General features: G+C 43.0%; 15 protein-coding genes and 1 riboswitch. Of the genes, 9 read left to right on the top strand and 6 right to left on the bottom strand.

The window, feature by feature from the left end:
- The first annotated feature begins 902 nt into the window (after positions 1-902).
- The 3 genes from DOT_RS03495 (at position 903) to DOT_RS03485 (ending at position 6606) form a co-directional block, all read left to right on the top strand.
- Positions 903-1100, top strand: coding sequence for a hypothetical protein (locus tag DOT_RS03495; protein WP_009614248.1), 198 nt, complete (start codon positions 903-905; stop codon positions 1098-1100).
- Positions 1101-1353: 253 nt separating this feature from the next.
- Positions 1354-4806: a pyruvate carboxylase gene (locus DOT_RS03490; protein ID WP_009614246.1), complete on the top strand. Its 3453-nt coding sequence runs from the start codon at positions 1354-1356 to the stop codon at positions 4804-4806.
- A gap of 753 nt (positions 4807-5559) precedes the next feature.
- Positions 5560-6606, top strand: a complete 1047-nt coding sequence (locus tag DOT_RS03485) for a phosphodiester glycosidase family protein (RefSeq protein WP_083823928.1) — start codon at positions 5560-5562, stop codon at positions 6604-6606.
- 78 nt (positions 6607-6684) lie between these two features.
- On the opposite strand, the gene DOT_RS03480 is transcribed toward DOT_RS03485, so the two are convergent.
- Both DOT_RS03480 and DOT_RS03475 read right to left on the bottom strand, forming a co-directional pair.
- Complete coding sequence (locus tag DOT_RS03480; protein ID WP_009614241.1) at positions 6685-7338, bottom strand: response regulator transcription factor; 654 nt, start codon at positions 7336-7338, stop codon at positions 6685-6687.
- 13 nt (positions 7339-7351) lie between these two features.
- A complete protein-coding gene (locus tag DOT_RS03475; RefSeq protein WP_009614239.1) occupies positions 7352-8515 on the bottom strand; it encodes a sensor histidine kinase in 1164 nt (387 codons plus the stop codon).
- A gap of 267 nt (positions 8516-8782) precedes the next feature.
- On the opposite strand from DOT_RS03475, the gene DOT_RS03470 reads away from it, so the two are divergent.
- The 4 genes from DOT_RS03470 (at position 8783) to DOT_RS03455 (ending at position 12299) form a co-directional block, all read left to right on the top strand.
- Positions 8783-9391 carry a VC0807 family protein gene (locus DOT_RS03470; protein WP_009614237.1) on the top strand — a complete coding sequence of 203 codons (609 nt, stop codon included), beginning with the start codon at positions 8783-8785 and terminating at the stop codon, positions 9389-9391.
- A gap of 311 nt (positions 9392-9702) precedes the next feature.
- Positions 9703-10347, top strand: a complete 645-nt coding sequence (locus DOT_RS03465) for an SGNH/GDSL hydrolase family protein (protein ID WP_009614233.1) — start codon at positions 9703-9705, stop codon at positions 10345-10347.
- 245 nt (positions 10348-10592) lie between these two features.
- On the top strand, positions 10593-11279 hold the full coding sequence (locus DOT_RS03460) for a PspA/IM30 family protein (protein ID WP_009614231.1): 687 nt from the start codon (positions 10593-10595) through the stop codon (positions 11277-11279).
- Between the two features lie 81 nt (positions 11280-11360).
- Positions 11361-12299: a TIM44-like domain-containing protein gene (locus DOT_RS03455; RefSeq protein ID WP_139024114.1), complete on the top strand. Its 939-nt coding sequence runs from the start codon at positions 11361-11363 to the stop codon at positions 12297-12299.
- Between the two features lie 82 nt (positions 12300-12381).
- On the opposite strand, the gene DOT_RS03450 is transcribed toward DOT_RS03455, so the two are convergent.
- On the bottom strand, positions 12382-13032 hold the full coding sequence (locus DOT_RS03450) for a VTT domain-containing protein (protein WP_009614227.1): 651 nt from the start codon (positions 13030-13032) through the stop codon (positions 12382-12384).
- 379 nt (positions 13033-13411) lie between these two features.
- Here DOT_RS03450 and DOT_RS03445 point away from each other — a divergent pair, with 379 nt between their 5' ends.
- Together DOT_RS03445 and DOT_RS03440 are read left to right on the top strand one after the other, a co-directional pair.
- Complete coding sequence (locus DOT_RS03445; protein WP_009614225.1) at positions 13412-14959, top strand: diguanylate cyclase; 1548 nt, start codon at positions 13412-13414, stop codon at positions 14957-14959.
- Positions 14960-15145: 186 nt separating this feature from the next.
- The gene (locus tag DOT_RS03440; RefSeq protein WP_009614223.1) at positions 15146-16306 is read left to right on the top strand and encodes a PLP-dependent aminotransferase family protein; all 1161 of its coding nucleotides are present in this window, start codon (positions 15146-15148) and stop codon (positions 16304-16306) included.
- A 97-nt stretch (positions 16307-16403) separates the two neighbouring features.
- Here the strand turns inward: DOT_RS03440 and cobS are convergent, their stop codons facing one another.
- Genes cobS through cobT form a run of 3 tightly spaced genes read right to left on the bottom strand, consistent with a single transcriptional unit; the run spans position 16404 to position 18924 of the window.
- On the bottom strand, positions 16404-17141 hold the full coding sequence (gene cobS / locus DOT_RS03435) for an adenosylcobinamide-GDP ribazoletransferase (protein WP_009614221.1): 738 nt from the start codon (positions 17139-17141) through the stop codon (positions 16404-16406).
- 6 nt (positions 17142-17147) lie between these two features.
- A complete protein-coding gene (cobU, locus tag DOT_RS03430; protein WP_040411139.1) occupies positions 17148-17795 on the bottom strand; it encodes a bifunctional adenosylcobinamide kinase/adenosylcobinamide-phosphate guanylyltransferase in 648 nt (215 codons plus the stop codon).
- Positions 17796-17847: 52 nt separating this feature from the next.
- Positions 17848-18924, bottom strand: coding sequence for a nicotinate-nucleotide--dimethylbenzimidazole phosphoribosyltransferase (gene cobT / locus DOT_RS03425; protein WP_009614217.1), 1077 nt, complete (start codon positions 18922-18924; stop codon positions 17848-17850).
- A 111-nt stretch (positions 18925-19035) separates the two neighbouring features.
- Positions 19036-19211: riboswitch (cobalamin riboswitch) on the bottom strand.
- Between the last annotated feature and the right edge of the window lie 6 nt (positions 19212-19217).

Below are 19217 nucleotides of genomic sequence, written 5' to 3'. Positions count from 1 at the left end.
CCAACAGATACGTTGGAAAAGGGTGCAGTCTCTTTTGGAGGAAATAAATAACCACATAACCGATCAGAAGTATGCTTTTATAATTGATGGAATTAAAGTTGCATTGCGTAGAAAAAATAACGATCGAGTTTACTGGCTGCTAAGTTTACAATTCCCGAGAATGATTTGGAATGTATGCTTTATACGACTGTGCAGGAATCTGAAGTAGTGAAAGCGGTAGAGTCGATTTTGCAAGCATATTCAAAGCTGTAACAGGAGACATCACTTGGCAAAAAAGATCGTGTATCTTCAGTCCATAGATTTCCGTAGAGGGGTATTAAAATAACTAAAAGCTGGGTTAGTAGGGAGCGAAGATACTTAACCATAGATATTCTTCCAGTAATTTGATTCATGCTGTTGATTTGGATTTTTTTGTTAACAACCTGGAACTCTTAAGTAAGCGTTATCAATATTGTATTGTTTTGATTCATGATTGCCTACAGTTGTTACAAGTAAATACTCTTTGCCATGCCTGTCAGGAATTCGGCGATTAACAGTGAGGAGATGATTCTGCACAAAATAGGGGTTTCTGCTGCAGAGCCATTGATGGTATAATCAAAAAATAACGTGCTAAGAAAGCACCATAGATTGATTGCCTATTTTCAAAAGGGTAAGGACGATTACATAGGTTAGAATCGAAAGAAAGAATATATATTGAAGACGATGATGAGAATATCACTAGAAGACATAAATATGTTTCTTGAAAATGAAGGTATACGATTAAAAATGGCGATTTAATGCTTTTTAGCTTAAGTAGCATCATAATTTTAGATTATGATGCTACTCAGTTACTTTTCTTGTGATTCCAAGAGGTAATTACCAATAATTGTAGAATACCAGATGAAGCGAGGCGAAGTTACGGTTTGAAAGAAGCTGTGCCGAAACTACTTCAAGATAAATTAGTACCCAAGAAAAAACTAACGGCCTTCAAGAAAATGAACGCCTGGGGCCAGTGGAGCGAAATCAGCAAACAGGTTAATAAATTATTTAAAAACCGGAAGGAAGTGAACACGCCTGGTTTATGGTTAGTGCGTAGGAAACTTCTACTGGGGATTGCTTAACGATTGAACTTAAACTAAACCACTGCGCAAGTACACTTAGTTGAAAGGCTTGTGCGGAGTGACCTTTAAGGGCGACTAACAGTCGCACATCTGATGTACTTAATGGAGCTTCCATAGGCTCGCGGATGTTTGATACGAGAGTATTGACCCTAGTAGCTGAATCCTGTGATGCTACCGCTTTGTTTAGTCGGCAAAGTGAAGATATTGGGCAAATGCATAGAATTGTTTAGTATTTGGAAACCAGGAAGACATCATGGGTGATTTTAAAAAGGTGATGGTCGCCAATAGAGGCGAAATTGCGATTAGGGTGTTCAGAGCCTGCAATGAACTGGGAATAAGGACTGTTGCTATCTATTCCAACGAAGACAAATATTCTCTCTTCAGAAGCAAAGCCGATGAGGCTTATCTCATCGGCGAAGGCAGGAGTCCTGTTGATGCTTATCTGAATATTGAGGAGATCATCAGCTTGGCACTCAAGAAGGGTGTGGATGCCATCCATCCAGGATACGGCTTTTTGTCGGAAAACCCTGAATTTGCCCTGCGCTGCGAGCAGGAAGGTATCGAATTCATCGGGCCGACGGCAGAGATGATGGACAGGCTGGGAGATAAGATTAAGTCAAAGATCGTCGCCAAGGAAGTTGGAGTTCCGATCATCCCTGGTTATGAGAAGGATGTTAAAACTGTGGCTGAAGCAAAAATCCACGCGACTGAGTGTGGTTACCCCCTGATGCTTAAGGCAGCTGCGGGAGGCGGTGGAAGGGGAATGCGGATTGTCAGAGACGAGAGTGAGCTGGATTCTGCCTTCTTAAGTGCTAAAAGTGAGGCGAAAAAAGCCTTTGGCATCGATCATATCTTTATGGAAAAATTCATTGAAAAACCGAAGCATGTCGAAGTGCAGGTCCTCGGGGACAAGTACGGCAATATAGTTCATATGTTTGAACGGGATTGTTCAATCCAGAGAAGGCACCAGAAGGTCGTGGAATTTACTCCGGCCTTTTCAGTCCCCCAAGAAATAAGAAATAATATTTATCAGGACGCCCTGAAAATTGCCAAGTTTGTAAACTATAGGAGCGCAGGAACTCTCGAATTTCTGGTAGACAACCAGGGGAATTATTATTTCATTGAAATGAATCCACGGATCCAGGTTGAGCACACGGTGACAGAGATGGTTACAGGGATAGATCTCGTACAGGCTCAGATCCAGATCGCCCAAGGAAACGCCCTGAATTCTCCTGAGATCGGGATAAACTCGCAGGAGGACATCAGGCTCAACGGATATTCCATTCAATGCAGGATCACAACGGAGGATCCTTCGACTAATTTTGCTCCTGATACCGGGAAGATCGAATCCTACAGGACCGGTTCGGGATTTGGGATCAGGTTGGACGGTGGCAACGGATTCACGGGAGCTGAAATCAGCCCTTATTATGACAGTCTCCTTGTCAAGAATATCTCTTGGTCCAGGAGTTTTCAGGATGCCATCAAGAAATCCATCCGCTCTATAACTGAAACGCAGATTACAGGAGTCAAGACCAATACCGGCTTTCTAATCAATGTGCTCAATCACCCCTTGTTTTTGAACGGAGAATGCCATACCGGTTTCATCGAGGAAAATCCCGACCTGATCTCGCTCACCCAGAAGACTGATGATGAAAGCCGACTTCTGAAGTTCCTCGGCAATGTCGTGGTCAACGAGGCGATGGGGATAAAGCCACAATACGATATCCCTAAGGTGCCCCAAATCGACGGAATCAGTTCGGGTGATCTGAGCGGCACCAAGCAGATCCTGGATACTCAAGGCGCCGGAGGGCTGGTTAAATGGATAAACGATCAGAAGAAAGTGTTGCTTACAGACACGACCATGCGGGATGCTCATCAGTCTCTGATGGCGACAAGAATCAGGACCAAGGACATGCTCAAGATCGCCAAAGCAACTTCGGTCTACGGCAAGGACCTATTTTCTCTGGAAATGTGGGGTGGCGCGACCTTTGACGTGGCCTACAGGTTCCTCAAGGAGTCTCCGTGGGCCAGGCTTGAGCAACTGAGAAAAAGAGTCCCGAACATTCTGTTCCAGATGCTCATACGAGGAGCTAATGGGGTAGGCTATAAAAACTATCCTGACAATGTTATCCGGGAATTCATTAAAGAGTCAGCAGTCGCAGGTATCGATGTCTTCAGAATCTTTGACTCCCTAAATGAGCTGAGAGGCATGGAAATTTCTATTGAGGAAGTCTTAAAGAGCGGGAAGATCGCCGAACCTTGTATCTGTTATACCGGGGATATCCTTGATAGCAGCAAGAAAAAATATAATCTGGATTACTATATCAAGCTCGCCAAAGATCTGGAAAAAACCGGAGCCCATATCCTGGGCATCAAAGACATGTCGGCTCTTCTGAAGCCCCATGCAGCTTACAAGCTGGTCAGCGCCTTAAAGAACGAGATCGGAATTCCTATCCACCTCCATACCCACGACACCACAGGTAATGGGGTGGCAACGGTTCTTATGGCTGTGGAAGCCGGGGTAGATATTGTGGACACTGCGTTCAACAGCATGTCCGGCCTAACGAGCCAGCCGGCCATGAATTCAATTGCTGCAGCACTTAAGAATATGGAAAGGGATCCGGCCATTGATCTGAAGGGAATCCAAAAGGTATCGGACTATTGGGAAGCGGTACGACCGGTCTATGGCAAGTTCGAGTCAGGCCTGAAATCGGGATCGGCTGAAATCTACAATTATGAGATTCCCGGAGGGCAGTACTCCAACCTTAAGCCTCAAGTGGAAAGTTTCGGTCTCGGGCATAAGTTCACGGAGATCAAGGAAATGTTCAAGACAGTCAACGAAATGTTGGGGGATATCGTGAAAGTCACTCCGTCCTCAAAAGTTGTAGGTGATTTCGCCATATTTATGGTTCAGAATAACCTCACCCCGGAGAATATTTATGAGAAAGCGGAAAATATGGCTTTTCCTGATTCGGTTGTATCGTATTTCATGGGGATGATGGGCCAGCCGATGGGAGGATTCCCAGAGAAGCTCCAGAAGCTGGTACTGAAAGGAGAAAAACCGATAACCGCGCGTCCAGGTGAACTGCTCCCCGACGAGGATCTTGCCAGTATCGCCAAGCACCTGAGGAATAAATTTGAATTTGAACCAACGAAGCAAGATATCCTGAGCTACGCCCTGTACCCGGAAGTGTTTGAAGGGTTCTTGAAAATTGCTGCCGAATACGGAGACCTAAGCAGACTCGGGAGCGATGTGTTCTTCCACGGCCTTCACGAAGGAGAAATCATCGAGGCTGAAGTTGCTGAAGGCAGAAGCCTAATGATCAAGCTTCGCTCTATTGAGAAGCCAGATCCGGAGGGCTACAGGACGATAGTTTTTGAAGTCAACAGGAATAGAAGAGAAATCAAAATCAAGGACAAGAACTGGAGCAGCATCAACCTTCTCAGCCAGTTGGGAGAATACAGTTTGACGGAGATGGCAGACCCTGACAATAAAAATGAAATCGGGTCGCCTATCCCAGGGACTGTCGTGTCATTGCTGGTTAAAGAAGGGGACACGGTAACTGAGAACCAGCCATTAGCGGTTGTCGAAGCTATGAAAATGGAAACAAGGATCACGAGCTCTATTGCAGGGATTGTCAGTTCAGTGAAGATCAAGGAAGGTCAGCAGGTCAAGGCCGGAGAACTACTTATCGTTGTCAAATAAGTGGTAGGAGAAAGCCACTCTCTAAGGAAGAAGTTTCATAATCTGGGTATAGCAAAACAGTGAAGAGAACCTTAGGCCAATCAAGGATTAGCTTAAGGTTCTCTTTAGCAGTCTAGAAGCCGGATCTTACTTTGTGAAAAGTAAACGGTCCCATTGTTCGAGCAGGAGATCTCTTAGCAACATCAGGCTGGTACAATCAAAACAAAGATGAAATGGGTGACCGGTGAAGTGATGAGTCGCTTTTGATTTCTGCGCAGTAGTTCGGGGTAGTTTAATAGCTAAACACTTGCGCTATGTATTGACATGGTTGCTGGGAATGCTCTTTGTTTCAAAAATTCCTCTCCAGGAATGGTAAGGTTTTAGATATTGTTATTGCCTTGTTAAACGTTGGGTCGATAAGGCAATTGCATTCATCTATTACAGTGCCTTGGGTTTAACCACGGGGGTGTGGGCGATATTCTGCCAACTGAAAACACGACTCGGATACTATTGGCAATGGAGGGTATGATTAATCTTGTTATTTTTAGCTTATTGATTGCGTCTATTTTTGGGTAAAGTTAGGTAAAGAATTTGCAATCGTTAGGCTGTAATTCCTTACTTCAGAGATGTCTTGGCCAGTAGGCTATCATAGGTTGAGCGGTTTTACTCAAATGCCCTAGATGTTCCTAAAAATTGGTTGAACATTATTAATAAATATGGTATAGAATAAAGGTATTTAATGAATGATGTTTATTCCTAGGGAATGGAGGCAAAATGAGTAATACAGGGATTCCTAGGTCCTCAAACCCAATAATGCAGTCGAGACTTGAGAGAAATCCAGCAGGGATTTACTATTATAGCCGCAAGAGGAGAAGGCTAAAGCAGGTATTGACAGGGATGCTTAGTCTTTTACTAATCTTTAGCTTGTGCTTTTTAGGGTTTTTGTTTGTACCTTTTCAACCTTTTGAGAAGCTACGCGAGTTGTGGGTGACTAGCGCAATGACGACGATGAGTCATCAATATTTAGCAACGTACTTGTTCAGCGAAGCAGAGATTAGAAAAATTATGGATAATGACAAGGCCACGGATCTAGGCAATTCAGACCCATCAAATATTAAGATGCGGGGAACCAGTCAGAATACAGGAACGGAACTCATCGATATCAGTCAAAAGGGCTTTAAAGGATATCTGCTTAAAATTGAGAATCCTGGACGTGTTAAAGTGGCAGCAACGCGTTATCTCGGCAAGATTGGAGAAAAGGCTGAGGATATTGCCAAGGAGAACGGAGCAAGTGCAGTCATTAATGGAGGGGTGTTCGATGACCCCCAGGGTATTGGTAACGGCGGTCAACCTCTGGGTATCCTCATCTCGGACGGTCATATCCTCTACAAAGATCCAATCGATACCTTCGATATCATTGGATTAAATAAGGACAATGTTTTGGTACTTGGTCATTATACTTTGGACCAAATCAAACAGATGGGCATCAGGGATGCTGTAACCTTCAGTCCTTTCCTTGTCGTCGACGGTAAACCGGCGATCACCCACGGAGATGGAGGATGGGGTATTGCTCCTCGGACGGCGATAGGGCAAACGAGGGATGGCAGTATTTTGATGCTGGTCATTGATGGACGTCAGATCGGGTCCCTGGGTGCAACCCTTAAAGATGTACAGGATGTAATGCTCGAATATGGTGCCTATAATGTTGCGAATCTTGACGGCGGCGCTTCCTCGGTTCTTTACTACAATGGTAAGATCGTCAATCATCCATCGAGTCAGTATGGTGAACGCTATGCACCGTCCTTTTTTATTGTGAAATAAGCTTGAGTAGAAATCATAATTGTTTTAACGTTGGTTTGGAGTATCTTCCTCACCAACGTTTTTTTGTTGGCATGTTTTCTATAGACTTACTTTCTTCATATAGAGGGCTAACTCTGTCCGGCTATTTAGTTCCAACTTTTCTAATATTCTTGTAACATAGTTTTTTACCGTACCCTCAGTCAAAAAAAGGGCCTCACAAATAAACTTATTGCTTTTTCCGTCAGCAATAAGTTTTGTAACATCCATTTCTCTTGGGGTTAGAAGTTTAAGTTTACTACTGACCTCAGAATTTATATTTTCATTAGCTATAACGTTATTAGTCAATGCTTTTACTACCTTCTTAGCAACTTCGGGGTTTAATAACACATTTCCGTTGTAAGCAGTTTTAATAGCATTGATGATATCATCAATGCCGGAGTCCTTTAAAATATAACCGGCAGCTCCGTTTTGGAGACCTTTGAATATATATTCATCCTCATTGAAAGTAGTCAAGATGATCACTTTAATGTTTGGATATTTTTCCTTAATCAACCGAGTGGCTTCAACACCATCCATGATAGGCATCCGGATATCCATGAGGATAACATCAGGTATTTGTTTGGGCAAAATCTCAAGCAAGTGTTTTCCGTTTTCTGCCTCTCCTAGAATATTTATTTGATTATCAAGGCTTAATATCATTTTTAGGCCTTCTCTTACGATTTCCTGGTCATCGACGAGGATAACGTTTATCATGATTATTCACCACCTAATAGATAGGAATCTCTACCATGGTCAGAAATCCCAAATTTTCGCGACTAGTAAACTTTACAGTCCCACCCAATGCAAATACTCTGTCCTCTATGCCATGTAAACCATTTGATCTTATAATGGCTTCACAGCCTATCCCATTATCCTGGATAATCATGTTTACATGGTTATCGAGAATACCTACTTCCAAATTAAAAGCTGTAGCGTTTCCATGTTTCATCGCATTTGTGAGACTTTCTCTGACCGTTTTATATATACAGAGTTTAATATCTGGATTTAATGCTTCCAAAAGTTTATCTATTCTAAAGGCTATTTTAGTAGTTCCAAGAATTTCAAAACTATCAATCATTCTTTGAATAGCTTCGCTTAGATCCTCGATATTACGGTCTATCTTCAAGGCATCAACGGCCATTCTCAGGCTGGCGGTACTATCTTTCGAAATTTTCTTGGCTTTTAAAATCACTTCTTTTGCTTTTTCAGGCATTGTATCGAAGATTTTCTCTGCAAACTCCAGATGCATGGTTAAAGCCATGAGCGAATGACCCAGTGAATCATGCAATTCCTGGGCCATTCGTTGCCTTTCCTTAGCAATAGTAAGTTCTTCGACTTTGAGTGAATATTCTTGGAGTTTTATATTCGATGACTTCAGCTCATCATTCAGTTTCTTTGTTCCTTCTCTTTCGTTACGTACAGCATGAGCTAAATATAGAATACATAAGATACTTGAATAAGACAAAAAGCTGGTTCCTAGCTCTGTAAGCCTTGTTGTATAGTTTAATGCTCTAGTGGTTAAAAATGCTGAGATTAAATAGGAGATGCCGTGCAATACCAAAAAAAATTGCTTATACTTGCCTTGGATATATAATATTTCAATTACATAGAAGAACAAATAAGTATTTGTTTTAAAATCATTGATGAAATATTTTAAGGTGGCTGCCCCAACTAAGGATAAAGCAAGTGAAAAATAGTACCATATATTATTACTTTTTTTAATCAAGCTTCTTATAGCATCATTACTGATTACGAAAAGGCACAGGGTGAAGAAAGCAAGACCCGGTAATTCTTTGAAATTGTGAGCTTGAAATATATTGTTGAAAAATAAAATTATAAGGACAAACCTTAATATTATCAGATACTTTCTTATGTTGTTTATGTAGCTCATGTGTTAGATTCTCCTCAGTAATATTATATCCTTTCATTGTAAAATAAATATATGACTTTAGTAATCACTGCTTTAGTGACCTAGGTTTAGTGACTTAAGTAACTATTAAGGCATAGAAAGTAGAGTTATAATTCTTAACAGGAGATGAAAAAAGAGCGTATAAATTGGTGATTTTTGTCAAGATAGTGACTGGAGAGGGGAAATTGGGAAGTATATCATTCATTTAAAGTAGAAATACCAATCAATAATAAAGGGAGTGTTAAAGAAATGGCTAGTACAGAAGAAATAAATCAACATTTTCGCCAAGCGCGTAAAAAATTAGTTCCCAGTTTTGTTGTTAATCTAATCGTCCCTTGGGTTTTATTTATTTTTTTACATCAATTCTTTAATAATGACGCTACTCCTCTTGCAATCGCCACTGCGATCCCAGTTATTAGAACAATTGTTTTATGGGCGTGGTGCCGCAGAATTGATTGGATTGGAATATTTGGTGTTTTTGGCTTTACTATGGCATTGCTTGCCTCTGCAATCTTTGGAGGAAGTCCTTTACCGCTTAAGCTTATACATCCCATTATCTTCGGAGTAATCGGATTTGCTTTTCTTATCTCTGTGGCCATAGAAAGGCCATTACTGATAACGATACTTTCGTTCCTACCACACAGAGGCCAAGAACGCTTCAGCAGTTCCACAGGCCGTAAGAAATTAACCATTATGACCGCAGTGTTTGGAGGTGTCTCTCTCGTTGGTTCAGCGATACACATTATTATGGCCCTTACATTACCAACGAGTACTTTCCTGGTCATGTCCCATGTGGTGAGCTGGGTCATTATATTACTCTTAGTGCTCTCTGGAAAGTTTATTGCTTGGAGAACTTGATAGATTGCAAGGATTCCATTTTAGAAAACAAAAAGAATTGATTCAAAATGAAAAGCCATTTAAGCTCTTGAATTCTCAAGAGCTTAAATGGCTGGTGTCCACTTAAAATCTTCGTCGGCAATCTCTTTCTCTTTCACCTCGCAAAGACAAGAAATACTCTTAAACCAATATATCATAAATAACGAGAGTGGTGTCAAGTTGTACTTAAGAAGGCCTTCTAAATGTGTTATCTTGTGCTAGGTATGCCAAGATTTTCATTGGCTATTCTTTTCTAGGTGACCGGGAGTGGTAAACATGCATACCTTATAAATATGGATGCTTTGAAAGCGGTGATAAAAGTGAATTTATATCTAGCTTTAGGAGATTCAATCACTAAAGGCTATGGTGTCCCAAATTCTTTTTCTTTTCCAAGGTTTTATGCCGATTTTCTTCGGAGGCATAACCCGGATCTGCACATGGTTAACTTGGGGATTGATGGCCTCACGACCAGTGGACTCCTTGCTTTGTTACAGCATAATCATGGTCTTCGACTTTCTGTCTCCCAGGCTTCTCTGATCACCCTCACTATTGGTTCGAATGATTTACTTCATCTTATTGGAAATCCCAATCAGACTATCAACACAACTCAGCTGCCCATTCTCTTCAATAACATGAGCAAAACCCTGGCGCAAATCGGGGAAGAGGTAAGGCGGCTCAATCCTATGGCAACAATCAAAGTGGCGACTCTTTATAATCCCCTGCCAGCGGGACCCTATGCAGTATATATGGCACTTGCACAAGGGGTTATAGACAATGCTAATGCAATGATTATAACTTGGGCGAAACACTATAGATTTAAGGTGATCTATTTAGATCGTGAGTTCAGGGGTAAAGAGCAGTTGCTTATCAGTCAGGATCACGTGCATCCTAACGCAGTGGGATATCAGGTGATTGCTAAAGCGTTTGCACGTTATTAGAATAGACTTGGCGACAGCCAAGTTTTTTTATTCCGCTTGTCATGGAGATAAAAGCAAAAGAACCTTTTGTAAGAAAGAAATTCTGTTGTAAAATGAAGAACAATTAAAGATTGCAATCGATCGCAAAATGGATAAACTAAGAGTAAGGGTTACACTTATGCCTCAAGCCGAGAACTTAACAAAAAAGACTATTGGGTGAACCTAATTAGTTATGGTTCAGAGAAAACGAAAGGAGACTGGAAACTATGGGCTTGTTTAGCAAAGTAAAAGATCTTCTTCAAGCAAATATTATGGATATAGTGAATAAGTCTGAAGATCCTGAGAAAATGTTAAATCTCTATGTAGATAGAGCAATGGAGGAAGTTCGCAATTTCCAGGTTCAAGTAAATCGTGCTGTAGCGGATAAGATTCAACTTGAAGAGCGTATTGCGAGTGCAGTTAAAGAAATTGAACTGCGCAGCGGGCAGGCGATGCTTGCCGTGCAACAGGGTAAGGATGATTTAGCAAGGACTGCTTTGACCTATAAGAAACAGGCAGAAGCCAGCAAGCTAGATTACGAGGCTCAGCTTGTGGATCAGACTAAAGCAGTTGACGACCTTCAGGAGAACCTCCGCGTTCTTATGGAGAAGTTGGAAAAAGCAAAATTAGAGCGAAACAACTTGGTCATGCGTCAACGCCGTGCACAGACAATGAAAAGTGCTAATGAAGCAATATCAGGACTATCCACCAATGATCCCTTGGCAGATATTGATCGTATGAAAGAACGGGTTCAACGCATGGAGGCGGAGGCCAAGGCTTCCCACTCAATGGTAAACACCAACTCGGTTGAGGATCAATTTGCTGAATTGGAGAAGAACAAAGCGAATACAGAAGTTGAGGATGAACTGGCAAAACTTAAGGCCGGACTTAAAGTAGGCTTAGAAAAGGAGTAATTCGCCAAGGGGCGTGTGCCAATGTGTTGGTTGTGGACATAAATCGTAAAAAGAGATGGTATGGATAAGGGGATGGACACGATGTCGCGGAAAAAACAAATTGAGATTGCCGTCATAGCTCTCATGCTTATGGTGAGCCAAGCTTCTTTGGCCTTAGCACGCGGAGGCGGAGGAGTAGGCGGAAGTCTGGGAGGAAGTGCCGGGCGAAGTTTTAGTGGCGGATCTTTCTCTGGGGGTGGTTTTTCGGGAGGATCTTCAGGAGGGCTTGGCGGTTTTTTTCCCTTACCGTTTTTTTTCCTTGGGGGAACGTCTTCAGGAGGTTCAGGAGGGTTCTTCAGTTTTCTCTTCCTAATGGTTATTCTCTACTTTATTTTTAAAACTTTAAGCTCATCTCGGCGCGGTGGTCGAGGCAGATCGAGCAAGGGTCGCGGAGGAGGAGGCATGGACATCCATTCCAGCCAGGCGCCGGTGGATCTAAATGGTCGTGCGATCACAAATTCAGATAATCTGCAGCGTTTTGGAAAGGCGATCAACTTCACACGTGAGAACATGCGTTATTATTCAGAAACCTTTCCGCGATGGGATCGAGATTTTCTTGTGGGGCGAGTCCGCCAGGTTTTCTTTTGGCTGCAAGATGCCTGGAGTCGTCAAGACCTTTCGGCAGCGAGTGATTATTTAGCTGCAACTCTACGGAATAAGTATCAGACAGATCTTCAAGGGATGAAAGCGCGCGGCGAACGCAATATAATCAAAGAACCTGTGCTAAACACTGGAGACATCGAATTCATTCATAGCCATTTAGATGAATCAACACAGCATTTTATGGTTATGGTTTCAGCAAGCTTAATTGATTATACTGTCGACGCCTCTCAGCGACAGATATCCGGCGATAATACGCACAGGCTTTACTTTACAGAATTTTGGGAGTTTGTATGGCAGGATGATCGGTGGTTGCTTTCCAATATTTATCAAGAAGATGCTTTAGAAGTTGCCAAAATCGCTCGTGGTGAAGACCAATAACCAAAAGTAAGAAATAGCCTCCGGCGTGGAGGCTATTTCCTATTTGGACTAGGTACTTGGGCTAGCAAAATTCTTTCCTCATTTAAGACATATAATCCTTGAGCCGTTTGGCGGAAAAATACCAATACAAGCCTAACGCCCCGAAGAGGAGAGCGCCGATCCCTAGAGAGAGTAATAACTGACCAGGATGATGTGAAACTCGCCAAAAGGAATGGCCGACCCAGGATTCCCAAACAATCATGGGAATCTTACCAACAAGGGTGGCAAATAAAAATGCCGGAAAGGTCATTAGAGATAATCCAGCTGCATAATTTACGGCTGCAGAGGGAAGAATCGGGACTAGTCGGGAAAGAAGGACAATGGAAAAACAATTCCCTTCGATAAGAGTGCCCCATTTGCCAAGCTTTGCTACCTTTGGTTGAGCCCACGTTTGTCCGAGGGTGCGGGCTAACCAAAAACCTAAAGAGGCACCTAACAAGCTTCCGACAAGGGAGAGCAAAAAGCCACCGACCCATCCATAAAGAATGGTGTTGACTCCAGCAATTAAAACAAACGGAACGACTGGAAAAAGCATCAGAAGCGTTATAATAAACAGATCAACAATAATACTTATTGATCCCCATTGAGTGACAAAAGTCTGTAAAGCAGCAGGACGCTGGAGTTCAGGATAAAGTAAAATTACAAAAATGAGGGAGACCAACAATGTTAGGAAAGAGCAATATTTCTTGTTCAATGGTTAACCCCCCTAAAATGTTTGAGAGTGAATTCTAGTAGTTATAATCGTAACATATTCAGTGATCCTATGATAGGCCATTGCCTCATATAGAATAATTACTTTAGTCTCGATTAGGGTGACGGAATCAGCTAGTTAAGAATATAAAGAATTAACCTGCCTTTAGTTTAAGGCAAGGCTACCCTGAATGCTACTTTTTTTGTGGATTTACTACGTTTTATCCGATATTAATTTAGAATGGGGTCTGAACTTTTTGAAAAGAAGTGTGCAAAGTCGCGAAAGAAGTACTTTAAGGTAATTTAATTGTTTTTCTTTGTGAGGTTTATGATAAAATGAAGTAAATAATATGTGACTCGAGAAATGAAAGGGTGATAAGCCCATGCCGCTCCAATCTCATCATAACCGCCTGAAACCTGAAGATATTTTTAGACTTCTTCAAGAAATTAATCATGAGGAAGATTTAGAAGGCGCACTCAGAGTTTTGACTAAGCGAGGGCTTGAATTTTTTAACTCCACAATTGCAGGTATTTGGTTGTGGCAAGACAAAAAATTTCAATCTCTGGTTATCAGCGCCCGTACTGACATACAACAAAAGTTTTTACCTGATGTTCTCCCTACAGACTTTCGTATTTTTGAGGAGGGGGTAGTTGAAGGGCGTGCTTTTGCAGGACCAAAAATGATGCTACATGAAATTGACGACGATGGTAATGAATCTAATACTGCTGATTCTGCAGGGGTTAACTGTTTTTCAGCCTGGAGCGAACTTCTTCGCGAATTCAATGTGCGTCGGATTTTATGTGTTCCTCTCATTCATTTCGGCCAATTGCTCGGGGTACTCACATTATTCAGTGACGATCCAGCATCCTTTGACAAGGAAAATCTCTACTGGTTGGAACAACTTATTCCGTTGATTTCTTCAAATGTTTATGAGCAGCAGTTGCGCTCGGCTGCACTTGATCGCGAGCAAGCTTTGTCTCTGCTCCTTCGGGGAACAGAGATTCTGGTCAAGGCGGTGTCTGAAGTTCAATTATTAGCAGAAGCCGGTGAGATGGCTATGGAGATTCTGTACCTAGAGGCTGGTTTCTTTCATATGGAAGTGGATGGGGAATGGGAATTATGTGCGCCCTTTGGCCGACTTAAACAGTCTGAGTCGGTTTGGAAAGAATGGATTCAAAAAGATAAACAGAAAAACCATCCATTAGGTTATGTGCCTAATGTTGCCCCAACTTTGAGAGCTCTTAACGAGGATGAACAAAAAGATATGCCTCACCTAGTCAAAAAGATCCTGATTCAACCGATCGAAACCTATCGAGGGATCGTTGGGGAACTCTGGCTAATAGACTCTGGGACGCGAGATATTGAACAGACCCAGGAGATTCTCTCAGCGTTTGTACGCATGTTAAGCATGGCCTTAGAGACAATCCGCCAAAGACAAGAACTCGAGCATTTGGCGACAACAGATCGTTTGACAGGCATCTTGAATCGTCAAGGGTTTGAACAACGGATTCTAGGGGAAATGGCGGGTTCGCTCAGGCGTGGAACCACTTTCCTTTTTCTGCTTCTAGACCTGGATGGGTTTAAAAATCTTAACGACACGCAAGGGCATCCGATCGGAGATCTGGCTTTGCGTCATTTGGCGCAAAATCTTCAGAAATCCGTTAGGCAAGTAGATATTGTGGCCCGAACAGGCGGAGATGAATTCGCAGTCATTTTGACAGATCTAAAGTTGGGCACTGATGCGATGAACCTTATGGAGCGCTTAAAGAATAACTTGGGTTTGGAGAAGTATGGGTTAGGAATAAGTATTGGTGTTGCGGAGTTCCCTACAGAAGCGAAGGACTATGAAACTCTTTATAAGGTTTCAGATCATCGGCTTTATATCGGAAAGCAAAATGGGAAAGGGCATATTGTTACGAAAAATACGTAGATTTAAGTGCCTATAATATATCGCTCCATTTTTTAGTGAATAGGAAAATATTGAGAGCCTTCCGTAGGATGGCTTTTTTTCGTTTGGATTTTTGAGGCAGGAAATGAAAATAATAAAGAATTTTGACATTTTATTAGTGAAAAAGTTGATACTGCGTGGTAAGCTTGAGACAGAGGGGAAGTGGTTGTGATACAATACGCAAGTTGGATCGAAGCGTCGGGTGAAAGTTTTATCGGAGAAATATTAAAAGCGGCTCAGAACCCTAGTATGATTTCTTTTGCAGGGGGATTGCCAGCGCTTGAACTTTTCCCGGATCAGGCGTTACAGCGTTGTTTTCAACGTGTTTTTGAAGAGCAAGGAAAACCCGCCTTGCAATATGCGCAAACTTCAGGGTATCCGCCACTTAGGCAGTGGCTGGCCCAGCAGCATAAGAGAAGAGGCCAGCAGGTTGAGGCAGAAGAGATCGTGGTGACAACGGGTAGCCAGCAGGGATTGAGTTTATTAGCACAAACGTTTCTTGATCCAGGGGATGTTGTTTTTGTCGAGACCCCCACCTATCTGGGAGCGATCCAGGCTTTTCAATCCTTTCGGGCTCGGATGATGATGATTCCCTGTGATGAGCAAGGAATTATCCCAGAAGAATTAGAAAAGATGCTAAAACTTGTGAAGCCAAAGTTTTTATACCTCATTCCAAACTATCAAAATCCTTCCGGTAAGGTTATGGGGCTTGAACGCAGGATTGAACTACTCCGTGTCGCTCAGGTCTATGATTTATTGGTCATTGAAGATAATCCCTATGGCAATTTGCGTTTTGAAGGAGAAGCATTACCGGATCTAATCGAATTGGGAGATAATGTGATTTACTTAGGTACTTTTTCTAAGATTCTTGCGCCTGGATTAAGAGTGGGGTATGTTGTGGCGAACCCCGATATATTGAAACATCTTTGTCTGACCAAAGAAGGGGTGGATTTGCATAGCAATAACCTCACGCAACGTGCCGTGCTTGAATTTTTGAATGAAGGGCTGCTGCCTGCGCATATTATGGAATTGCGCACCCTTTACAGAGAACGTAGAAATGCAATGGTCCAAGCTATCGAAAAGCACATTGGGGAAGAGGTGGACATGATTATTCCTTCTGGAGGGCTTTTTCTCTGGGCTCGCTTCAAGAAGATAAAGAATAGTTTTGACTACGTACAGGAGACCATACGTCAGAATGTGCTTTATGTGCCTGGTGCGGTATTTTACCCAGACGGGCGAGTGACGCCAGAGGTGCGGTTGAATTATTCCTGTTCAACGCCGGAGATCATTGATGAGGGCATTCAACGTTTAGCTCGGGCGATCCGCTAGGAGACTTTTAAAACAAAAGCGTAAGGTTAATGATTTAGATTCATTAACCTTACGCTTTCTTTAGTTTAATGTCGTTTCTTATAATCCTTCTTTACATTTAATGTAGGAAAGGAAATGCCACTAATAAACAGATAACTTCTGAAAGTTCGATAATAGCCCCGTACAAGTCGCCAGTTAATCCTCCAAGGAGGGAGGAAATTTTGAAAGCCCAAAGAGTCACGACGATGACGCAAACTCCAAAGGTAATAAGTCCAGCAATTTTAGCGAGCAGAAAGGAAATTCCTAAAACTACGGCTCCACTAACAAGAAAGGGAATCCAGCGAGTCGTATCATGAATTCCTTTGCCTAGTCCTTGAGCGCGGGCATAAGGGAACGCGATAACCCCAATTTGGAATACCCAGCGAGAAATCATAGGCATAACTAGGAGAATGGAAAACTTAGAAGGAGTTAGGCTCGCCAGTAAGGAGAATTTGAGGAGTAATAAGCCGATGAGAGCCATGGAAGCGTGGGCCCCGACTCGGCTGTCTTTCATGATTTCTAAGATTCGGTCTGGACTTCGAGCGGACAGCAAACCATCCATACTATCCATAAATCCATCGAGATGGAGCCCACCTGTAAGAGCTAATTCAGCTACCAAAAGGAGAGCAGCAAGAACTAAGGGGGGGAAATAGAGGATCAACACTTTCGCTAGAAGCCAGAGGAGTAATCCTATTGTAAGTCCGACCAAGGGGTAATAACGATAACTCCGCGTAAATTCCTCTGAGGTGATTTCTACTTTAGGTGCGGGTAGAGGGATTCGCGTTAGGAACGTCAGGGCAATCAGAAATCCACGCAAATTTATTCACTCCTTGAGCAGGGAAGCAAGCAGCTTCTCGCCGGAGTGTTTAATCTCCATAGGGAAACCTGCCACGACCATATAAACCTGATCAGCACTTTGGGCTAAAATTTGATTGCTTCGACCGGCCAAATCTCGGTAAGCTCGGGATAGGGGGTTTTCGGGAACAATTCCTTGTCCTACTTCATTGGTGACAAAGATCACGAAGGGTTTAATCTCTTGGGCGAGTTGGGCGACCTCTTGAACAATAGTCAATACTTGAGGTTCTACCTGGTTAGATATAGGTGTGTCATTTTGTAGGCTTAGTGGGAATTCTTCGCCATTGAGGTCGGCAGGGTTGGGGCGTTGGATTTGTTCCGCTTGTCCTGCTAAGAGAAGATTGGTGAGCCAGAGCGTGACACAGTCGAGAAGGATAACCCCATCTTCATCTTTAAGTTCAAGTAAGGTTTCACGAATATTGCGAGGTTCTTCGATAAGCCGCCAAGTAGACGGACGCTGTTGCTGGTGTTTCTTGACTCGCAGGGCCATTTCTTCGTCCCATATTTGGGCGGTAGCAATGTAAATGACGGGACGATGTACATGAGCGGCGAGAAGTTCGGCAAAGCGACTTTTGCCGCTGCGGGCACCGCCAGTGACTAATGTAAATTGAGAGATTATACTCACCTACTCTCCAGGTTTTTTGGATAGGGATTCGCTTATATTCTATTTATAACTGTTCACTGACTCCGGCATCAGCAAAAGTTGCCATTTCTTCGAGAATATGAAGAGCAGCTTCAACAAAGTAAAAGGTTAAGGCAGCTCCGGTTCCTTCCCCGAGTCGCATATTCAGGTTAAGGACTGGTTCGAGGTCTAATGCAGCTAAGGCTTTACGGTGACCGATTTCTACTGAGCCGTGAGAAGGAATCATGAAGGCAGTACTTTTAGGGGCAAGCTTTGCGGCAATAAGCGCTCCGGCAGTCGAGATGAATCCGTCGATTACAATGGGAACACGGCTGGCAGCGGCTTGAAGAATGCTGCCAGCAATCGCTGCGATTTCTAAGCCCCCTACTTTAGTTAGCACATCGAGAGCGTCGTCTTTATCCGGTTTATTAACTTCAATGGCTTTTTCAATTGCGCTGCGTTTCTTTAGTAATCCCGCATCATCAATTCCCGTGCCACGACCAACGACTTCTTCGATGGAAGAATCGGTTAGGAGGGCGACGATAGCCGAACTAGGGGTAGTATTACCAATTCCGAGTTCTCCAGTCGCAAAAAGGTTATATCCTGCGTGGATTTTTTCATCAGCAATGTCTGCTCCAACCATTAGCGCTTGTAGGGCTTCTTGTCGTGTCATGGCAGGGCCTTTGGTCATGTTCTGGGTACCGTTGGCAACTCGCTGGTGATTGATATTTCCATCTAAGGGAAAGGCAACGCCGACATCGGTTAAAAAAACTTCGGCTTTCGCTTGGCGAGCGAGAACATTGATGCCAGCGCCACCAGCCATGATATTATAAGCCATTTGAGGTGTAACTTCTTGAGGGAAGGCGCTCACCCCTTCTTCAACGACTCCATGATCTCCAGCCATCAAGAGGACAGCTTTTTTCTGGATAGTGGGACGTGAGGTACGTTGAATCCCTCCCAGTTGCTTAGCGAAATGTTCCAGTTGTCCAAGGCTTCCCTGTGGTTTGGTGAGAGAGTCTAAGCGTTCTTGGATTTGGATCATAGACTTTTCGTCTAGGTCTGAAATTCTCGCTATGAGTTCTTGAAGTTGGGCATACAGTTTGGCTTCAGTTAAATTTTCCATGGTTTTTCCCCTCTCATTTGCAAATTTTCTGTAGAAAAAGTTTAAGTCCCGACCACAAATAACTCTGTGGTCGGGACTTTACCGTCATCACCGCCGCTCCCCCTGTTGTGGGAAGACATAGACACTTTAGGCAGGTCTCCTGGCTATCGAATCATCGTTCAATCCGTAACCTTCCCAGCAAGCGCCAGTGGTTTACGAAACTCATCGAATACAGTGGTGGGTCCGCGTCGGTTTCAAACCGAACTTCCCTATTCTCCCCTTAGGGCACCTAAAATGACAGTATTTTTTCTTTA

The organism is Desulfosporosinus sp. OT, from assembly GCF_000224515.1.
Classification (GTDB): domain Bacteria; phylum Bacillota; class Desulfitobacteriia; order Desulfitobacteriales; family Desulfitobacteriaceae; genus Desulfosporosinus.
This window is presented reverse-complemented; position numbering and strand designations above follow the sequence as displayed.

Excerpts from the sequence above, each read along its gene's own strand:
- DOT_RS03480 (WP_009614241.1), bottom strand. The coding sequence starts at position 7,338 with ATGATAAACGTTATCCTCGTCGATGACCAGGAAATCGTAAGAGAAGGC.
- DOT_RS03445 (WP_009614225.1), top strand. The coding sequence starts at position 13,412 with ATGCCGCTCCAATCTCATCATAACCGCCTGAAACCTGAAGATATTTTT.
- DOT_RS03470 (WP_009614237.1), top strand. The coding sequence starts at position 8,783 with ATGGCTAGTACAGAAGAAATAAATCAACATTTTCGCCAAGCGCGTAAA.
- DOT_RS03465 (WP_009614233.1), top strand. The coding sequence starts at position 9,703 with ATGGATGCTTTGAAAGCGGTGATAAAAGTGAATTTATATCTAGCTTTA.
- DOT_RS03460 (WP_009614231.1), top strand. The coding sequence starts at position 10,593 with ATGGGCTTGTTTAGCAAAGTAAAAGATCTTCTTCAAGCAAATATTATG.
- DOT_RS03485 (WP_083823928.1), top strand. The coding sequence starts at position 5,560 with ATGAGTAATACAGGGATTCCTAGGTCCTCAAACCCAATAATGCAGTCG.
- DOT_RS03490 (WP_009614246.1), top strand. The coding sequence starts at position 1,354 with ATGGGTGATTTTAAAAAGGTGATGGTCGCCAATAGAGGCGAAATTGCG.
- DOT_RS03455 (WP_139024114.1), top strand. The coding sequence starts at position 11,361 with ATGTCGCGGAAAAAACAAATTGAGATTGCCGTCATAGCTCTCATGCTT.
- cobT (WP_009614217.1), bottom strand. The coding sequence starts at position 18,924 with ATGGAAAATTTAACTGAAGCCAAACTGTATGCCCAACTTCAAGAACTC.
- DOT_RS03475 (WP_009614239.1), bottom strand. The coding sequence starts at position 8,515 with ATGAGCTACATAAACAACATAAGAAAGTATCTGATAATATTAAGGTTT.